This window comes from Gammaproteobacteria bacterium (ex Lamellibrachia satsuma) (assembly GCA_019623805.1).
Lineage (GTDB): Bacteria > Pseudomonadota > Gammaproteobacteria > Chromatiales > Chromatiaceae > QGON01.
Map to the genome: position 1 here is coordinate 2,960,146 of CP053680.1, position 17,609 is coordinate 2,977,754.

At 53.2% G+C, this 17,609-nt stretch carries 17 protein-coding genes; 6 read left to right on the forward strand and 11 right to left on the reverse strand.

Annotated elements, in window-relative coordinates:
• Positions 1-22: 22 nt before the first annotated feature.
• The 11 genes from HPY30_13025 to gshB form a co-directional block, all read right to left on the reverse strand.
• The gene (locus HPY30_13025; GenBank protein ID QYZ66827.1) at positions 23-2,230 is read right to left on the reverse strand and encodes an EAL domain-containing protein; all 2,208 of its coding nucleotides are present in this window, start codon (positions 2,228-2,230) and stop codon (positions 23-25) included.
• A 2-nt stretch (positions 2,231-2,232) separates the two neighbouring features.
• Positions 2,233-4,377 (reverse strand): HDOD domain-containing protein, encoded by a 2,145-nt coding sequence (locus tag HPY30_13030; GenBank protein QYZ66828.1) that lies wholly within the window; start codon positions 4,375-4,377, stop codon positions 2,233-2,235.
• A 247-nt stretch (positions 4,378-4,624) separates the two neighbouring features.
• Positions 4,625-5,494: a dihydroorotate dehydrogenase electron transfer subunit gene (locus tag HPY30_13035; protein QYZ66829.1), complete on the reverse strand. Its 870-nt coding sequence runs from the start codon at positions 5,492-5,494 to the stop codon at positions 4,625-4,627.
• 4 nt (positions 5,495-5,498) lie between these two features.
• Positions 5,499-6,788 (reverse strand): dihydroorotase, encoded by a 1,290-nt coding sequence (locus tag HPY30_13040; protein QYZ66830.1) that lies wholly within the window; start codon positions 6,786-6,788, stop codon positions 5,499-5,501.
• Complete coding sequence (locus HPY30_13045) at positions 6,785-7,771, reverse strand: aspartate carbamoyltransferase catalytic subunit (GenBank protein QYZ66831.1); 987 nt, start codon at positions 7,769-7,771, stop codon at positions 6,785-6,787. Before HPY30_13045 ends, HPY30_13040 begins: the two co-directional genes overlap by 4 nt.
• Positions 7,768-8,310: a bifunctional pyr operon transcriptional regulator/uracil phosphoribosyltransferase PyrR gene (gene pyrR, locus HPY30_13050; protein ID QYZ66832.1), complete on the reverse strand. Its 543-nt coding sequence runs from the start codon at positions 8,308-8,310 to the stop codon at positions 7,768-7,770. Before pyrR ends, HPY30_13045 begins: the two co-directional genes overlap by 4 nt.
• A 185-nt stretch (positions 8,311-8,495) precedes the next feature.
• Entirely contained in the window at positions 8,496-8,900 is a 405-nt protein-coding gene (gene ruvX, locus HPY30_13055; GenBank protein QYZ66833.1) for a Holliday junction resolvase RuvX, read from the reverse strand.
• Between the two features lie 3 nt (positions 8,901-8,903).
• Positions 8,904-9,467, reverse strand: a complete 564-nt coding sequence (locus tag HPY30_13060; protein QYZ66834.1) for a YqgE/AlgH family protein — start codon at positions 9,465-9,467, stop codon at positions 8,904-8,906.
• A gap of 65 nt (positions 9,468-9,532) precedes the next feature.
• A complete protein-coding gene (locus HPY30_13065; GenBank protein QYZ66835.1) occupies positions 9,533-10,414 on the reverse strand; it encodes an energy transducer TonB in 882 nt (293 codons plus the stop codon).
• Positions 10,415-10,442: 28 nt separating this feature from the next.
• Positions 10,443-11,486: an FAD:protein FMN transferase gene (locus HPY30_13070; protein QYZ68037.1), complete on the reverse strand. Its 1,044-nt coding sequence runs from the start codon at positions 11,484-11,486 to the stop codon at positions 10,443-10,445.
• A 20-nt stretch (positions 11,487-11,506) separates the two neighbouring features.
• Positions 11,507-12,454 (reverse strand): glutathione synthase, encoded by a 948-nt coding sequence (gshB, locus tag HPY30_13075; protein ID QYZ66836.1) that lies wholly within the window; start codon positions 12,452-12,454, stop codon positions 11,507-11,509.
• Between the two features lie 289 nt (positions 12,455-12,743).
• On the opposite strand from gshB, the gene HPY30_13080 reads away from it, so the two are divergent.
• From HPY30_13080 to HPY30_13105, 6 genes are all read left to right on the forward strand, one after another.
• The gene (locus HPY30_13080) at positions 12,744-13,130 is read left to right on the forward strand and encodes a hypothetical protein (GenBank protein QYZ66837.1); all 387 of its coding nucleotides are present in this window, start codon (positions 12,744-12,746) and stop codon (positions 13,128-13,130) included.
• A 77-nt stretch (positions 13,131-13,207) separates the two neighbouring features.
• Positions 13,208-13,939: a rhodanese-like domain-containing protein gene (locus HPY30_13085; protein ID QYZ66838.1), complete on the forward strand. Its 732-nt coding sequence runs from the start codon at positions 13,208-13,210 to the stop codon at positions 13,937-13,939.
• 93 nt (positions 13,940-14,032) lie between these two features.
• Complete coding sequence (locus HPY30_13090; protein QYZ68038.1) at positions 14,033-14,392, forward strand: response regulator; 360 nt, start codon at positions 14,033-14,035, stop codon at positions 14,390-14,392.
• A gap of 72 nt (positions 14,393-14,464) precedes the next feature.
• Positions 14,465-14,905 (forward strand): response regulator, encoded by a 441-nt coding sequence (locus HPY30_13095; protein QYZ66839.1) that lies wholly within the window; start codon positions 14,465-14,467, stop codon positions 14,903-14,905.
• Positions 14,898-15,464, forward strand: a complete 567-nt coding sequence (locus HPY30_13100; GenBank protein QYZ66840.1) for a purine-binding chemotaxis protein CheW — start codon at positions 14,898-14,900, stop codon at positions 15,462-15,464. The genes HPY30_13095 and HPY30_13100 overlap by 8 nt, the downstream gene beginning before the upstream one ends.
• Before the next feature lie 59 nt (positions 15,465-15,523).
• Positions 15,524-17,554: a chemotaxis protein gene (locus HPY30_13105; GenBank protein ID QYZ66841.1), complete on the forward strand. Its 2,031-nt coding sequence runs from the start codon at positions 15,524-15,526 to the stop codon at positions 17,552-17,554.
• Positions 17,555-17,609: the final 55 nt, after the last annotated feature.

A 17,609-nucleotide genomic window follows, 5' to 3' on the forward strand; every position in this document is an offset into this window, starting at 1 on the left:
ATACGGACCAATACCCGGTACATCAAATGGTTTCGGAGAACAACTGCCGAAAATCGGCTTCCGGGAGAGGATGGCTGTACAGATAGCCTTGGGCCATCAAACACCCGGCGTTGTGGAGAAAATGATGTTGCTCTTCGTTCTCTACGCCTTCTGCAATGAGGTCCAGTCCCAGTCCCTTTGCCATGGCGATTACGGCCTCGATTATAGAGTGTTCGTCCCTTGGTGTTTTTATCGCATGAATGAAGGAGCGGTCGATTTTGAGGGTGTGAAGTGGAAGAGACTGAAGATAGCCAAGTGATGAGTAACCTGTGCCGAAATCATCCACTGCAACACGGATACCATAGCGATGCAGGATGCCGAGATTTTCAACGGCCTTTTCCATATTCTGTACGATTGAACTTTCGGTGATCTCCAATTCGAGGAGTTGTCTGGGAAGGTTGAACTCGCTGGTAATTCCTAGCACGGTAGCGGTGAAATTGTCTGATTCGAGTTGCTGAGCAGACAGATTGACTGACAGGCTTACGGGTTGAGTATGAAGCTTCATCCAGTTAAATGCATCTTTGCAGGCTTGTCTTAATACCCACTCGCCAACTTGGATGATCAGTCCACTCTCCTCGGCGATAGGGATGAATTCGGAGGGCGGTAAAAGCCCCAGATCGGGGTGCTGCCATCTGACAAGGGCTTCTGCACCAACGATTTCCCTGCTTTCTAACTCTACTTTTGGTTGGTAATGGAGTCTCAGTTCATTGTTGAGGAGTGCCCGCCTCAGGCCGTTCTCAATATCCAGTCTCTTGTGAAACTGTTCCTTCATGTGGTCGGCAAAAAAAGCGAAACCGTTCTTACCGGAGTTTTTAACCTGATACATTGCCATATCGGCATTTTTCACCAGCATCTCTTTGGAATCGCCATCATTAGGATAGACGGCGATGCCGATGCTGAAGGTAACGAACACTTCCTGCAGGCTGGGGTGGAATGGTTTCTCAAGTTCTTTCAGAATCTTGTTTGCAGTTGTGGTTATGTCATTTCTGTCGCTCACCTCAGGCAACAGGAGATTGAATTCATCCCCTCCGACCCTCGCCAGGGTATCAGCCTCGCGGAGGCAGCCTTTTAAGCGTGTGGCAATGGACTGTAGCAATTCATCCCCTGCAAGATGCCCCAGGGTGTCATTGATGATTTTGAAGCTGTCCATATCAAGGTAGAGAACAGCCAGCATTATTTTGTTTCGTTTTGCCTGGGCTAAAGCGATGTTGAGCCTGTCTCGGAACAGTGTTCGGTTTGGAAGGCTGGTCAACAGGTCATGGTAAAGCTGATATTTTATCAACTCCTCGGACTGTTTTCGTTCAGTGATATCACGTGCGACCCCATAAGTACCGACGAATTTTTTTTTGCTGTTTAGTCGGGTGGAGTAGATGCCCATTGAATTCAGTTCGATAGCGACAGAACGAACATCGACGTAACTGGGGGAATCGAAGTCTTTGCTTTTCAGTCTAAGTTCCGTATTGCGAGTTGTACGGTCGCCGGTGCGTCTTTCATTGAAGATGTATTTTGCCTTTTCAATGTCGTCTGGGGGTATCAAGCAGGTGTAAGGTTGTTTCAGAAGTTCCCCTGCGTCGAATCCAAGGTTTTTTTCAAATTGATTGTTTACGAAGGTAAATTTTCCTTCCTGGTCCAGCATGTAAATCAGATCGGGGGAGTTGTTGACGAGAAAACGGTGAAGTGTTTCTGAACGTCTTAATTTCTCCTGAATACGGCTGTTCTCATTAGTCAGGTGTTGTCTCTCCAATGCATTGGATACCGATAGCAGCAGTTCGTCTGCCATGTAGGGTTTGCGGATGAAATCCTTTGCGCCTTTTCTCAGTGCACTGGCCACATGGTCGAAGCCGGATTCCCCGCTGATTACGATGATGCTGGTATTGTGGTTGTCGCTTTTTATGAATTCCATTACCTGGTGGCCATCGATATCCGGCATATTCAGATCAAGGAGCGCCAAATCGAAAGTGTCTGCTTTCAACACATCAATCGCCTCACGCCCACCATTCGCAGTTATGATGGCGTAGCCGGAGAATTGCAGGATCGCTCTCAGACTTTCGCTGGCCCGGGGTTCGTCATCGACTATTAAAATACGGGCTGAATTTCTTTCTCTGTTGGGCTTGTCCTGCTCCTGTATCTGCGATGTCCGATGTGCGTTACCATCTTGCAGTTTTGATGTTGAATGCTTACTGATCGTCATCGTTATGCGTCCCCCATGGGGATTCTCCTGGGTATGAGAATCTGGAATGTTGTACCTTTTTCAAGGCTTGAGGTGCAACTGATGGAGCCCGATAGCTCGTTAATAAGGTTTTTCACGATGGTGAGACCAAGGCCTGCGTTACCGGCTCCTTTGGTGCTCTTTACCGGGGAAAAAATATTCTCCATGATCTCGTCGGGAATGCCGGGTCCGTTATCAATGACCTCGATCCCAACGTAGTGTTTACCATTCATGTTGATTTTGTCTTTGGTGATTAAAGTAATCTTTCCCCCATCACTCATCGCTTCAACCGAATTTTTTATCAAGTTGGTAAGTATCTGTTTAAGGGTATTGCGACTGCCGGCAACCGGAGGCAGAGAGGTTTCGAGGTCAAGCTGGGCACTGATGTCATGGGTTACGAAAAGTGAGGTGTGAAAAATCTTTTCGACATCGAGAATCAGACTGTTTAGGTCAACGAATCCTTGCTCAATTCCGCTATCGGAAGGCATGTCGCGCAGGCGCAGGATGATTTTTCCTACACGTTCGATCTCATCCTTGATTATACGAAGTTCCTCGTGGGCAGCATGATCCTCTCCCAATTTTGTGCCAAGAATATGCAGGTAGTTGTTAATGATGCCGAGAGGGTTGTTGGCTTCGTGAATGATTTTTCTTGCGTGTAGCTGGAATTCTGATCGTGCTTCTTCAATCCGCTCCTCTTCGGAACGGATGATGGTAATTTGCTGCTGTATGGATTTTGCTGCCCCATCGGCAAAGGTTGAGACCAGCATTAGGTTGGACTCGATTCTGTTCCAGTCCACCTGTTCAATGCCAGCGACCAAAACGCCGACGGTACGCCCTTCAGTTATCAATGGAATCGAAAGTAACCCGTTATTTTTCATAAGGGTCAGGATCTGGCGATCCACAATGGAAATGGATCTGTTTTCACCGTTTTCAAGCCAATGCCTCGGCTCGCCCTGCAAAAGAGAGTCAGCAATCATGCTTCTGTCTGCTTCCAGAGAAATTGAGATGTCAGCGAAAGGTCCGGACTCGGTCTCTTCTGAGGGGGTATATGCGAGTTGATTCAGCTCCTGATCGTAGAGAAAAACCCTGATTGGAGTCAAGTCGAAAAGGATACGGGCATTTTGGACAATAGAGGCGAGTGTCTCATTTAATGGAACCTGTGGTCCGGTTCGATGTGAGGCCATGCCGACGATGGCCGCTGTTTTTATACGCTCTTTTAACTGCTCTTTCAGTTGCTTGCGTGCGGGAGTCGTGTCTATCCCCCTATTACCAGTCTTTGCTGATTTTGTTAGTGAGATTCCAAGGCTGTTGGCAATGTTGTTGACCTGCTCATCAACGCTGTTCAACATCTCTTCGAGCAGTGGCTGGGTCAATCCAAACAGCTCATCTGCCTGTTTGAAAACGGTGTTGTCCGGAGTGCCGTTGAGGCTGCTTAGCTGACTTGCAAGGTTGATGATTTTTACCAGGGGTGTGCTGTCTTGAATCAGCACAGCAGGCTCGTACTGGTAGTGCACGGCATCGGCCATGAAAGAGTGCAGGTGCCAGCTGTCGATCAGGTAGGCCCCCACCTCGCTGTGGGTGAAGCCCAGTTTTTCATTCTCAAGTTTTTCCAGTTCCTGCCCGGAAAAGGATTCCACGGAAATATCTGAGTATTCAGCGGGGAAGTTTCGTAGCAGGACCAATTGTCCTACACGATGTAACAGCCCGGCAATGTAGGCTTCATCGGGTGATTGGTAGGTGGTTAAGCGTGCAATTGCGCGTGCTGTATGGGCGCATGTCAGGGAGTGCAGCCAGAGTTCATCCATATATTGGCTGACAGAGTCGTCGACTTGGGAGAACAAGTCTTGCACCGCACTTGTCATGGCGATGGTTTTGACGGTATTTAAGCCCAGCACAACCAATAATCGTCCAAGGCTGGCTTCGGATCCCCACTGTCTATAAATCGGGGAGTTTGCAGCCGCGAGTACCTTGGATGAGAGGGCGGCGTCCTGGCGGATGATATTTTCCAGGTCGCTGAAACAGACGTCGGCATGATTGCAGATGTCTATTAATTGAAGAAGTACGTGAGGAACGGATGGAAGCCTGCTTGCATCCAATTCCAACATCACACTAATAACTGATTTTTCCATTGCCAATTTATAATATTTTTAATTGGAGGCAACACATAGCGGGTTTGCAGCGGGCGCAGCTGCATGATTTGAAAGCGATGTGAATCCAAGCCATTGTTTTTGTATTGCTGAACGACATCAATTTTGCCAGATCAGCGTTCCTGCAATCTCACTCCCCAACAATAAACTTATAGCATTAAAACCGCAAGAATATTAGGGACTTGAAATCCTATTTAAATATTGTTGAATAGGCTTGGAGGGAGATAAGTCAGAAAACCTTGCTGGCCTCAAACACAGGCCCATCCACACAGACACGTTTCATAACCGGACCTTCTGCTGTTTGCACCTCAACCACGCAGCCGGCGCAGCCACCGACGCCACAGGCCATGAATTCTTCCAGTGAGACCTGACAGGGTAGATCGAACTCCGCTGCCAGTTCGGCCACTGCCTCCAGCATGGGATGTGGACCGCAGGAGAAGATCTCCACTTCGCCCCTGGTCTGCTCATTCAGAGATGTCAGCCAGTGTCTGGCAAGCTCGGTAACATAACCCTGGAAGCAGCCGGCGAAATCCTGCTGGCTGGCCAGACGGCAAGGGATTCCCCAGTCGTCCATCAGGGGCATTGTTGCAATCACGTCGGTAGGCAGTTCCGGTAAAAGCAGCTGTGAGGGTTTGGGGTCGAAAGGGAACGGGACTTCAGAACCGAGTATCACAAAGGGCCGCTTCTTTCGTTCCTGGTAGAGAGACTCCGCCAGAAAGACCATTGGCGGCATGCCGACACCGCCACCGATCAACAGCGGTTTTGTGCGGGAGGGGTCGGGGCGAAAAGGTTGGCCGATGGGTCCGAGCAGGCTGATGCTCTCGCCGGGCTGACGCCTGGAAAGCAGTGTGGTGCCGGTTCCCACCCGTTTATAGAGAAGGTCGACCCAACCATCTTCCGGCGAGACCCGCATGATGGAGATGGGACGGCGCATCGGCTCTAAAGGATCGCACTGCAGGTGTACGAAGCTGCCGGGCTGTGCTTTTGTGGCGCACTCAGGTGCCACTATCCGCAGGATGAACTGCTCGCCCGCGAAGGCCTCGTGAGAGAGGATTTCAGCATTTTCCAGATAGAGGGTATCGCGGTGGGGTTTGTTCATAAGTCTAGTCTCGTTGATAGACAATGCGGCCTTCCAACAGTGTATGGGTGACGATGCCGGGCAGCTCCCATCCACCAAAGGGGGTGTTTTTCCCCTGGCTCGTCAGTTGATCCGGTACGACCGTCCAATAGGTATCCGGATCGAAGATACAGATATCCGCTGTCGCCCCCACCTGCAGCCTGCCCAACGGCAGTCCGAGTATCTCTGCGGGCCCAATGGTAAGACGGGCAATCGCGGAATTGAGATCCATAACGCCTTCGTGAACCAGCTTTATGGTTAGGGGCAGCAGGGTGTCCAGCCCGGAGATACCTGGTTCGGTTGCCGGAAAGGGTGCCGCCTTGGCGTCGGCCTCATGAGGCTGGTGGTCGGAACAGATGGCAGAGATGATGTTCTCAGCCACCGCCTGGCGCAGGCCGTCCCGGTCTCCAGTTGAGCGCAGTGGCGGCAGTACGTGGGTATTGCTGTCGAATCCCTCAATATCCATCTCAGTCAGATGGAGTTGGTGGATGGCGACATCGGCGGTGACCCGGCGTTTTTCCCGCCGCGCCCAGGCCAGGGTGTGGGCGGCGCTGGCGCTGGAGAGGGTGTGGAAATGGATCGCCGCGCCGGTGGTTTGCCCCAGTGCCAGATCGCGGGCAACAGCTACAGTCTCAGCGGCTTCAGGGATTACCGGCAGTCCGAGCCGGTCGGCGACTTTTCCCTCGTGGGCACAGCCTTGATCGCTCAGGTGCCTGTCATTGGAACGGATAATGGTGAGTAGGTTGAAGGTGGCGGCATACTCCAGGGTGCGGCGTTGTACCAGGGTATTCGCCAGTGGGGCGTAATTGTTGCTGATGGCAATGCACCCTGCCCCTTTCAGGGCAGCCATTTCGCTCAGTTTTTCCCCTTTTAGTCCCTGAGTCTGGGCACCCAGGGGAAGCACCCGGCAGTAGCCTGCCTTACGGGCCTTGTGTTTGATCTGGCCCGCTATCGCCGGGGTATCTATCACCGGCAGGGTATCCGGTGGGCAGCAGAGGGTGGTGATGCCGGAATGGGCGGCGGCAGCCGTCTCGCTGGCGATAGTCGCCTTGTATTCCGCCCCAGGCTCCCGCAGATTGGCACAGAGGTCGATGATGCCGGGGCAGACTACCTTATCGTTTCCATCGATGATGGTGGCTGCCTGAAAATCCGCTGGTGCTTCTCCGATCGCCGCGACTTTGCCGTTCTCGATATGGATATCGGTCACCGTGTCGACACCGTTGGCGGGGTCGATCAGGCGTCCCTGGAGGATGGATATCTTATTGGTGTTGTTCATCCCTTGTTATCCTGGCCCTGTTGGTTTTGCGTGCCGATGATGATCGATATCACCGCCATGCGTACTGCTATGCCGTAACTGACCTGTTGCAGGATCACCGAGCGGGAACCATCAGCCACTTCCGAAGCCATCTCCACGCCCCGGTTGATGGGGCCGGGGTGCATTACGATGGCCTCTGAATCCGCTGCAGCCAGGCGTGCTTCAGTCAGACCGAAGAGGCGGTAATATTCGTGTTCGCTGGGCAGCATCGCCCCCTGCATGCGCTCTTTCTGCAGTCGCAGCATGATCACCACGTCCACATCGCGGATGCCTTCGTCCATGTCGTGATAGATGTGGACGCCGAGGCTGCGGGCCTCTACGGGCAGAAGGGTGCGCGGGGCGATGACCCTGACTTCGGAGACGCCCAGGGTGTTGAGGGCGAGAATCTGGGAGCGGGCGACCCGGGAGTGGAGTATGTCGCCGACAATGGCGACCCGCAAACCGGTGAACTCTCCCTTGTGGCGGCGGATGGTGAACATATCCAACATCGCCTGGGTTGGATGGGCATGGCGTCCGTCACCGGCATTGATCACGCCGACGCCGGGAGCTGCGTGCCTGGCGATGAAATGGGCTGCGCCACTGACTGCATGACGCACTACGAACATGTCGACATGCATTGCTTCCAGGTTGCGCAGGGTATCAAGCAGGGTCTCCCCCTTGGAAGTGGAGGAGGCGGTGATGTTCAGATTCAGCACGTCGGCGGAGAGACGTTTACCCGCGAGCTCAAAGGTGGTTCGGGTGCGGGTGCTGTTCTCAAAAAAAAGGTTGGCGACGATCTTTCCGCGGCAGAGCGGGACCTTCTTCACAGTGCGTTCAGAGACGCCCGCAAAACCCTCTGCGGTATCCAGAATCTCGGTCAACAGCTCCCGGTTCAGCCCATCGATGGTGAGAAAGTGTCGCAGCCTACCTGTGTCGTCCAGCTGCAGACTGGGTCCCCTGCTCATGTCTCGGCTCCACTCTCTCCATTGCGTGATTCCCGGTTGGACTCGGTGCCGATTACCAGGCCGAGTGGTTCCGGGCCGGTGAGGGTGATGTGTTCTCCCGGCTTCATCTCCTTGTGCAAGGCAACGACATCGGGTTGAATTGGCAGTTCCCGGCCCTTGCGTTCCACCAGGCAGGCAAGGATCACGGAGGCGGGCCGGCCGTAGTCGAAGATTTCGTTGAGGGCCGCACGCATGGTGCGGCCGGTATGCAGTACATCGTCGATGAGGATGATATGGCGGTCATCCACTGGTACCGGCAGGTCGGAGGGGTGGACTTCCGGGTTCATGCCGATGCGGGTGAAGTCGTCGCGGTAGAATGAAATATCCAGGGTGCCGAGGGGCTCTTCCAGACCCAGTTCCTGATGCAACATCTCGGCCAGCCAGACGCCACCAGTGCGAATTCCCACCAGGAGAGGCGTCTGGATTCCCCGTTCATTCATCAGGGACCAGAGTTTTCCCGCCATTTCATCTACCAGCGATTCGACCGCATCAGCGTTCATAAAGCTATTTGACAGCATTTTTTACCTTAACTTCTGAGTTTGCAGGGAATTCGTTATCTCGACAGTTTACCACCTGATGGGCAATAGGAAGAATGTTAGATAACCGAACTGTCCAAATGAGGAACACCATCATCTGGGCGTATTGACTATCCAATGATCTCATTCGCAGCTTGGCGGCAGACCATCTACGAATTTTCACTCAACCATGTCTCAATGATCAGTTTTGCCGCCACGGCATCATACTCCTCGATACGTTTTGCCTTGTGGCCGAGCCGGTCTCTGGCTTCGAAGGAGGTGAAGCGTTCATCCGTCATCAGTACCGGCAATCGGTAACGTCCCTCCAACTGCCGTGAGAAGCGTTTGGCCGGGGCGGTGGCATCGGTCTCGGTGTCGTCCACATCCAGCGGAAGGCCTACGATCAGGGCGTCCGGCTTCCACTCGTCGATCAACTGGGAGATGCGCTGCCAGTCGGGCTTGTTCTTTACCGGCAGGAGGGTCTCCAGCGCGGTGGCGGTGGCGGTGATGGTCTGCCCTACAGCGACACCGATTTTACGCGTGCCATAGTCAAAGCCAAGTACCCGGTTGATCATTATTCAGGCATGGCCGGCATCACCGCTCATCAGATTGATGTCCACACCGAGTAGATCCGCTGCAGCCTGCCAGCGAGCAGCGTTCTCCAGTTGGAAAATGATATTGTTGTCTGCCGGGCCGCTCAACCAGGCGTTTTCGGCAATTTCGCCTTCAAGTTGCCCCGGTCCCCAGCCGGCATATCCCAGTGCGACCAACGCTTGATCGGGGCCTTTGCCGGTAGCGATGGCCTCCAGAATATCCCGCGATGTCGTCACGCTGATCTCCGGTGCCACCTTGAGGGTGGAGTCCCAGGTTGTGGCGGCAGTGTGCAGGACGAAGCCACGGTCGGTCTGAACCGGGCCGCCGATATAGACGTGCTGCTCGGAGATGTTTTCGTCGGTGATCCTGATATCCAACTGCTCAAAGACGTCGGTGAGTTGCAGTTCGATGGGGCGATTGACCATGATACCCATCGCCCCTTCCTCATTATGCTCGCAGATATAGGTGACAGCATGAAAGAAATTGGGATCGGTCAGCGCCGGCATCGCAATGAGGAAGTGATTTGTCAGACTGGTTTTAGAATCCATCCCCATAGTATCTGATCGTGGCGTCTTGTCTGCAACAAAATAGAAGAGGTTTTTTTCGCTAGGGACTATTCCGAACCTAATCTGTTGCTGCGCAGGAATTGCCAGGTGCGGGTGATGTCGAGCACATCAGTCTCTTTTCTGATGTTGTTGGGAAAAGGTGAGTAGGGTGCCGCCAGCCTGACGATGCGGATTGCTGCGTCATCAAGCAGTTTGTGTCCGGATGAGTGCAGTATGCGGACCCGCTCTATGGTGCCGTCTGCCTTGACTGCAACATGCAGCACCAGATTGCCGTAGAGTCGCTGGCGTTTGGCCTCATCCGGATAATTCAGATTGCCGATGCGCTCCACCTTGCGCCGCCAGGATTCCAGGTAGGCTGAATATTTATATTCCTTTGTGCTGGCGCTGACAGCCTTGCGCCGGGTCCGTTTGGCGTAAGCCTGGGATTTCTCCTCCAGGTCAGCGGTGAGGCGGGCTATCTCAAGGTTTTTACTGGTCAGTAATTGTGCCGCGGTCAGACGTTTTTTGGGTTCAGGCTGAGCCTGCTCGGCTTTGAGTTTGATTTTTGATTTCGCCTGGGTGATGAGTTTTTTTTCCTGTTTTGGGGAGGGTTGGGGCAGACTCGTCATTGGTGCGGATCGGGTCTGTTTAGGTGCAGGTTCCGGCGTCGGCTGCACTAGTGCCTCGGTAGCTGGCTTTTTGGGCGTTTTTTCGCTGCCGCCGCCTGATTGCGTTACTTGAGCGAGAAAGTCGGCCTTTTCCTCTTTCTCGGGTGGCGCCTTCGGTTGTCTGACCACCATAATTTCAAGGCTCTGCTGGCGGTGATCCGGTGGTTTTCTATCTTCGAATTTGAAGGTGACGCCAAGGATGAGCAGGGCATGCAGACAGGCCGCTAAAAACAGGGTGATCCCCAGGCGGTCAGTCTGTGGGAGTGATGCGGTCATACCCATAGGTTATTTGATTTCCGGGCTCCCTCGTTCAGAGCGGCTTGCTCACGACGATTTCCTGATGATTTTCATCCACCAGTATGACCCGTTTCTGCATTGCCGGGTTCATATGAATACGATCGTCGCTACCGACTAGAAGGACAAACTTTATCCCCATAGCCTGCGCGATCTCATGCCACTCATCCGGTCCGGCGATAAAGAGTGCGGTGGCGGCAGCGTCGGCAGTGGCGGCATTTTGGTGGATGACGGTTACAGAATGGGATTTTGTGGCAGGGTAACCGGTGCGGGGATCGACGATGTGGTGATACAGACGGCCCTCATACGTGAAGTTTCGCTCGTAATCGCCGGAGGTGAAAACGCTTTCGTCCCCATCCACCTCAACCATGGCAAAGACACCGTGGCCGCTGGACCGGCGAATGGCGATGCGCCAGGGGCGTCCGTCACGGTTGCCGATAGCCCGCAGATCCCCCCCTGAGTTGAGGATGGCGCTCTGGATGCCCAATTCGCGCAGATGTTCGATGGCCAGGTCGATGCCATACCCCTTGCCGAAGGCGCCGAAATCGAGTTTGACTGACGGATTTGATGATTGCAGCAGAATGTCGTCCAGTTGCAGATCCGACATGCGCGGATTGGTCGTGAGCAGTTTGTCGATTGCCGCCTGCTGTGGTGGTTTCCACTGCTCGGGACTCTTCTGAAACCCCCAAAGATCGATCAGATGACCAATGGCGGGATTGAAAAGGTGGTTACTTTGGGCGGAGAGCAGGCTGGACTGTTCGATCAGGGGCTGCACTGACGGCGGGACGGAAAACTGTTCCCCCTTCTGGATCAAAAGGTTAACTCGTTTCAGTGGGCCGGGGTCCCAGGCATGCCAAGCTTGATGCATCGCGTTGAAATCGGCCTGGATGGCTGCGCTGGCCTGTTCTGCTGTTTTTCGATCTGCGCCGACGATGTCGAGGTCGACCAGGGTGCCAAAGGCGAGGAAGCGGCTGTGGTGGATGGGTTGGTGCTCGTCGTGACAGCCCGTAGCCACGAGTATGGACAGGATGATAAGCACAGGCGGAATCTGTCGGGACAGCCTGTTCCAGATGCGACTCATTACTGCAGCTTCCTCTCAATGGCATTCATCAGATCGCCGGCGATATCCAGATTGTATTGTCTGTCCAGTTCCCGAATGCAGGTGGGGCTGGTGACATTGATTTCGGTGAGAAAATCGCCGATTACGTCGAGTCCGGCGAAGAGTATGTCGCGCCGTCTCAGTTCCGGTCCGACTTCGCCGGCAATCCAGTGATCCCGTTCCGACAGTGGTACTCCCTCTCCACGGCCACCGGCGGCCAGATTTCCCCGGGTCTCACCTTTGGCCGGGATGCGGGCCAAGGCGTAAGGTATGGGTTGGCCGTCCACCATCAGGATGCGCTTGTCGCCTGCGCTGATCTCGGGGATGAATCGCTGCGCCATAGTGTATTCAGTGCCGTGACTGGTCAGGGTTTCGATGATGACGCTGACATTTGGGTCATCCTCCTTGATGCGAAAAACTGAGGCGCCGCCCATGCCGCCGAGGGGTTTGAGGATGATGTCCCTGTGCGCTTTGTAAAAAGCACGGAAATCATCGCTTCTGCGACTCACCAGCGTGGGTGGGCAGCATTGGGGGAACAGGCTGGTAAAGAGTTTTTCGTTTGCGTCACGCAGGCTGGCAGGGCGGTTGACGACCAGGCAGCCCTGACGCTCCGCCTGTTCCAGCAGGTAGGTGGTGTAGATGTACTCCATGTCGAAGGGTGGGTCCTTGCGCATCAGCACAACATCGATCTGATCCAGAGGCAGTGTCCGTTTCTCGAAAACTTCGTACCAACCTGATGGATCGTCGCTGACCCGAATCGTGCGGGTTTCAGCGAGACAGCGCCCCCCTGACAGAAAAAGGCTGGACTGCTCCAGGTAGTGGAGTTCCCAGCCCCTGGCCTGAGCTGCGAGCAGCATGGCAAAAGTACTGTCTTTTTTGATATTGATGGACTCGATAGGGTCCATGACTACGCCGATTCTGATCTTCATGGTGTCACAGTTTACTTTGGATTTGGGATGGTTTTAAGCGACTTTGCTTTTTTCGTGCAATAAAACAGCGAGGTCGTCACGGTTATCGACAAAGATCCTTCAAACCTGATGCGAGGAAGGCTAACCTTGATGCGGGGTGAACATCTTGCTATTTTTAGTGAATCCAGGATGGTTGGCGTAGGTTGAAGGGGTTCGGCCGTATAATAAATAGAGATTCGTTGTTCATCCTGGCAGTGTGAGAAGGGCAGCGGTCCGCAATTGTTAAATCATTAACTATTTGAGGTGCGCTATGCCGGTAGGATTCAGCCGTCAGAGCGGTTTGGCGATGCTGCGACCGGGTATTTTGTGGTTGCTCTTTCTTATTCCCCTATTTGTGAGCGGCTTGGCTACAGCGGAGGATGAGGACGATGCCTTCCTCTCCGCCATTGCTGAAGAAGCCAGCAAGGTGGAGCAGAGAGGCGACGTTGGTGGGCAGAGTGAGCAGGCGCCATTGGTTGAAGGTGGGCCAACCCAGGAGGAATTTGAGGCTAACCTGAAGAGCCGCTACTTGGGCAGTTTTACTTTTTACAGAAAGTTGCCTGGCCGAAGTCAGGAGGAGATCTATCTCGACTACAAGAGTGGAGCATCCATCGGAGATATTCGCAAAAAGATCATGGATCGATTCCTGCATCGCTAAACATGCAGGGCACTTTCGAATACCGAGGGCAGCGGCTTTGAATTTCTCAAAATAAGAATAGAATTACGAGGACAGGCATGAAATTATTCGTTAAACATACTTTCGTCATCTTTCTCCTGCTGATTATAGTGGGAGTTGCTTCGGCAGATGAGTTAGAGGTAGGTGAAAGCAGTGGTGTGGTTGGCTTGACTGCCGACAAGCCCTATCTTCATGTCATGCATGAGGGACGTTCCATAAAGGTTCAGCGGGTTCAGGATCCCGACTACGAACTCAAGGGTTATTTTGCCAAGACGGTGCGTAAATGTCCGCCGTTTTGTATCAGGCCGGAGCAGGCTGATCCTCGGGTGTCGACCATTGGTGAAGTCGAGATCTTCGAGTTTATGGAGACAAAATTGCGGGATGGAGAGGGGCTGCTGATCGATGCCAGAACTCCCCAGTGGTTTCAGCGTGGAACTATACCCGGCTCTGTCAATATCCCTTTTACCACTCTTTCCAAAGAGGTGGATGCCCCTGAAATGGTGAAGGCACTGGAGTCGTTTGGTGTCACACGGCGTTCCAGCGTAGGTTTTTTTACCCGTAAAATGGAAGAGATGGGGTTCATGGGTGGGGAGTTGAAGAGCGGTAAATGGAATTTTTCCAAAGCCAAGGACTTGGTGTTGTGGTGTAATGGCCCATCTTGTGGTCAGTCTCCCAGGGCGATAAAGGGGCTATTGAAGGTGGGATATCCACCGGAAAGGCTTTTTTACTACCGGGGAGGTATGCAGTTGTGGCAGTTGTGGGGCCTGACAACTGTGATTCCTAACAAATAGCTGGCCTAATTATGTGCTGCGCCGCCCCATTATCGAGAGGATGTCAAGTTGAGTGCTGAAGATACGGAGACGGATATTTCAGGGGTCAAGGTGATGGTCATTGATGACAGTAAGACCATCCGACGTACTGCTGAAAGTCTTCTGAAAAAAGCCGGTTGTGAAGTTATGACCGCTATCGATGGCTTTGAGGCGCTGGCGATGATAGCTGACCATCATCCCGACGTTATCTTTGTCGATATCATGATGCCGCGCCTTGATGGTTACCAGACCTGCGCGCTGATAAAGCATAATGAAGTTTATAAAGACATTCCTGTCATCATGCTCTCCAGTAAAGATGGCCTTTTTGACCGGGCGCGCGGGCGTATTGTTGGTTCTGAGCAGTACCTGACCAAGCCTTTTACAAAGGATGAACTCTTGGGTGCGATTAGGCGATATGCCACTAAGGCAGCCTGATTCAGAGTAATAATCATGGGGGTCGCATAGACTGCGGCCAGCGAGCAAAAGAGCTTTCGGCGCTTTATATCGATGATAAGAAGATTTTTTAACAGAGACAGGACTCCAAAAGAGCTTGATCAGGCTACTGTGGTACCTGGGGCAAGCGCGGCTACGATATTGATCGTGGATGATTCCCCGACGGAGGTGCATGTTCTGAAGAAGATCCTGGAAAAGCAGGGCTTTCAGATTCAGGTGGCGCGCGATGGTCAGGAGGGTGTCGATACGGCAAAGCGCATACATCCGGATTTGATATTGATGGATGTGGTGATGCCTATACTGAATGGTTTTCAGGCTACCCGGCAGTTACAGAACGATGAGGGGACCGCGAAAATTCCTGTGATCATGGTGACTACGAAAGATCAGGAGACGGATCGGAGTTGGGGGAAACGCCAGGGGGCCAGTGAATACCTAGTCAAGCCGGTGGCGCCTGCAGACCTGTTGGCCAAGATCAAGGTATTGCTGAATGGCTGAAATGCTATCTGATCCTATGTTTGATGATCCTGAAGAGCTGGTGCAGCTTTTACAGGTTATCGAACATCGTAGCAGAGAGTTTGCCCGGGGCCTTCCTCAGCAGGAGCAGGCCGAGGCGCAGTGGGAAGGCGTAATGTTCTTCGTTGGCGAGCAAAGACTGGTTGCTCCACTCGATGAGATAAAAGAGATCCTTAACTATCCCAGCAATATTACCCCGGTCCCTGGAACGAAATCCTGGATGTTGGGTGTGGCAAATGTTCGCGGCAATTTGATTCCCGTTATCGACTTGCAATCCTATCTTGTCGGAAATAAAACAGACCGTGGCCGGCGCAGCCGGGTACTGGTTTTTGCTCATCATGACGTTTTTACCGGTGTCCTGGTGGGTGAAATGGTGGGTATGCGCCATTTCAGCGAAACGATGGCAATTGCCAATCATGGTGTTGTTGGTCATATGGAAAAATATGTACGGTTTGGATTTGACCTGGATGGTGAAGTCTGGCCGGTTTTAAGTCTGTTTTCATTGGCGCAGGATCCTGCTTTTCAGGTTGCGGCCGTGTAAGTCCGTGTCATGCACCGCTTGCAGCGGGGCTTGAAGATGCGCTTTCAGGAGAAAGAGTAATGAAAGTAAGAGGTGCTAAATCACCGTCAAACAGGGCCATAACGGTACTTTCCGTACTACTGTTGGTGTCATTGGTTCTGGCGCTGTTGACCTTTGTGCATACCACCAGGCAAGAGTCGTTTGACGAACAGTACCTGCTAAGAGCCGCTGAACAGAGGATTCTGGCTCAGCGACTGGCTAAATTTTCCCTCCTGGCTGCTCGTGGCGAGCGACAGGCATTCAGTTCCCTGCAGGGCGTCCGGGACCGCTTTGAGCAGATCATGTGGGAGCTCAAGAATGGCGCACGTTCAGAAGGGTTGCCTCCAGCGCCGGACGAAATGCGCCCAACCCTTCGTGAGGTCGAAAATACCTGGCTTGAGTTACGCCAGAATGCGGATGAAATTCTTGCCGCGAAAGAACCCACCTTGGCAATTGGCGAGTTTTCCAGCGTCATTTCAGAATTTATTCCTCAGCTGCAGGATCTCTCAAATGAGGTTGTGCAGGGCCTGATCAACGAGCAGGCGTCGCCACGTCAAATTTATATCGCCACTGAACAGCTGATGTTGGCACAGCGAATCGATACCAAGGTGAATGCAGTATTGCTTGGGGGACAGGAGACAGCATCAGCCATTGACCAGTTTAGCCGGGATGGCGATCGTTTTGGCCGTGTATTGGACGGGTTGTTGGAAGGTGATCCTGACTTGGGCGTGAAAAAAGTAACGAATCCTGCCGCAGAAGCCAGTTTACGGGATGTTGCCACCCTGTTCGGCACGATCAACGATCATGCAGAAGAGATTATCGACAGTATTCCGGCGGTACTGCCGGCACTTGAGGCGGCATCTACGGTCGATGAGGTCAGTGACCGAACCAGTGACAAAGCGGAACAGCTGATCAAGGTCTTTGGTGAATCTCCCGGACGATTTCAGTTGCTTGGTATCAAGGCTGGTCCAGGCGCGGTGGCACTTTTCGGCGCCGCAGCAGCACTGTTTCTAATCCTGTTGGGCGTGCAGCTCGTTGTTGATGCCCGCCGGCGTGAAGAAGCGAGTAAGCAGCTGAATGAAAACAACCAGAAGGCGATTCTACGTCTATTGGATGAAATGGGCGATTTGGCGGATGGTGACCTGACCGTGACCGCCAGCGTCACCGAGGATATTACCGGTGCCATTGCTGACTCCATTAACTATGCTATCGAGGCCTTGCGGGAGCTGGTTACCACCATCAATGCCACCTCGGAACAGGTCTCGTCCTCGACACAGGAGAGTCGCGCAACCGCAATGCATCTTGCAGAAGCGAGTGAGCATCAGGCGGAGCAGATTACCCAGGCAAATTCCTCCATCAAGGAGATGACGACTGCAATCGATCAGATGACGAAGGATGCAGCGGAGTCGGCGGAGGTTGCGAAGCGCTCGGTTGATATCGCCAACACGGGCGCTGACACCGTGCGCAACACCATCCAGGGCATGGATTCGATCCGTGAGCAGATCCAGGAGACCTCGAAACGAATCAAGCGACTGGGTGAAAGCTCCCAGGAGATCGGGGATATCGTGGAGCTGATCGATGACATTGCTGATCAGACGAATATTCTGGCCCTGAACGCTGCTATGCAGGCGGCGATGGCAGGTGAGGCGGGTCGCGGTTTTGCGGTGGTTGCGGACGAGGTACAGCGGCTTGCTGAGCGTTCAATCAACGCAACCAAGCAGATCGAGGCGCTGGTTAAAACCATCCAGGCAGATACCAACGAGGCGGTTATCTCCATGGAAGCCAGTACCACGGGTGTGGTGAAAGGTGCCAAACTCGCAGAGGATGCCGGCGAAGCCCTGATGGAGATCGAGAACGTTTCGCAGTATATCTCAGATTTGACGGAGAAAATTTCAGGTTCAGCCAAGATACAATCCGATGAGTCAGCCAGGATTAATGACACCATGGCGGTTATTCAGGAGATTACTACCCAGACATCTGATGGCACCAACCAGACCGCGCAATCCATCGGAGAGCTGGCTGATCTCTCTGATGAACTGCAGAAAACTGTTGCCGGTTTCCGCCTCCCGTAAAGGCGGGGCGTTTCATCTATTCAGTTCAATGGCGGTTAGGGATACTAGGGGCAAA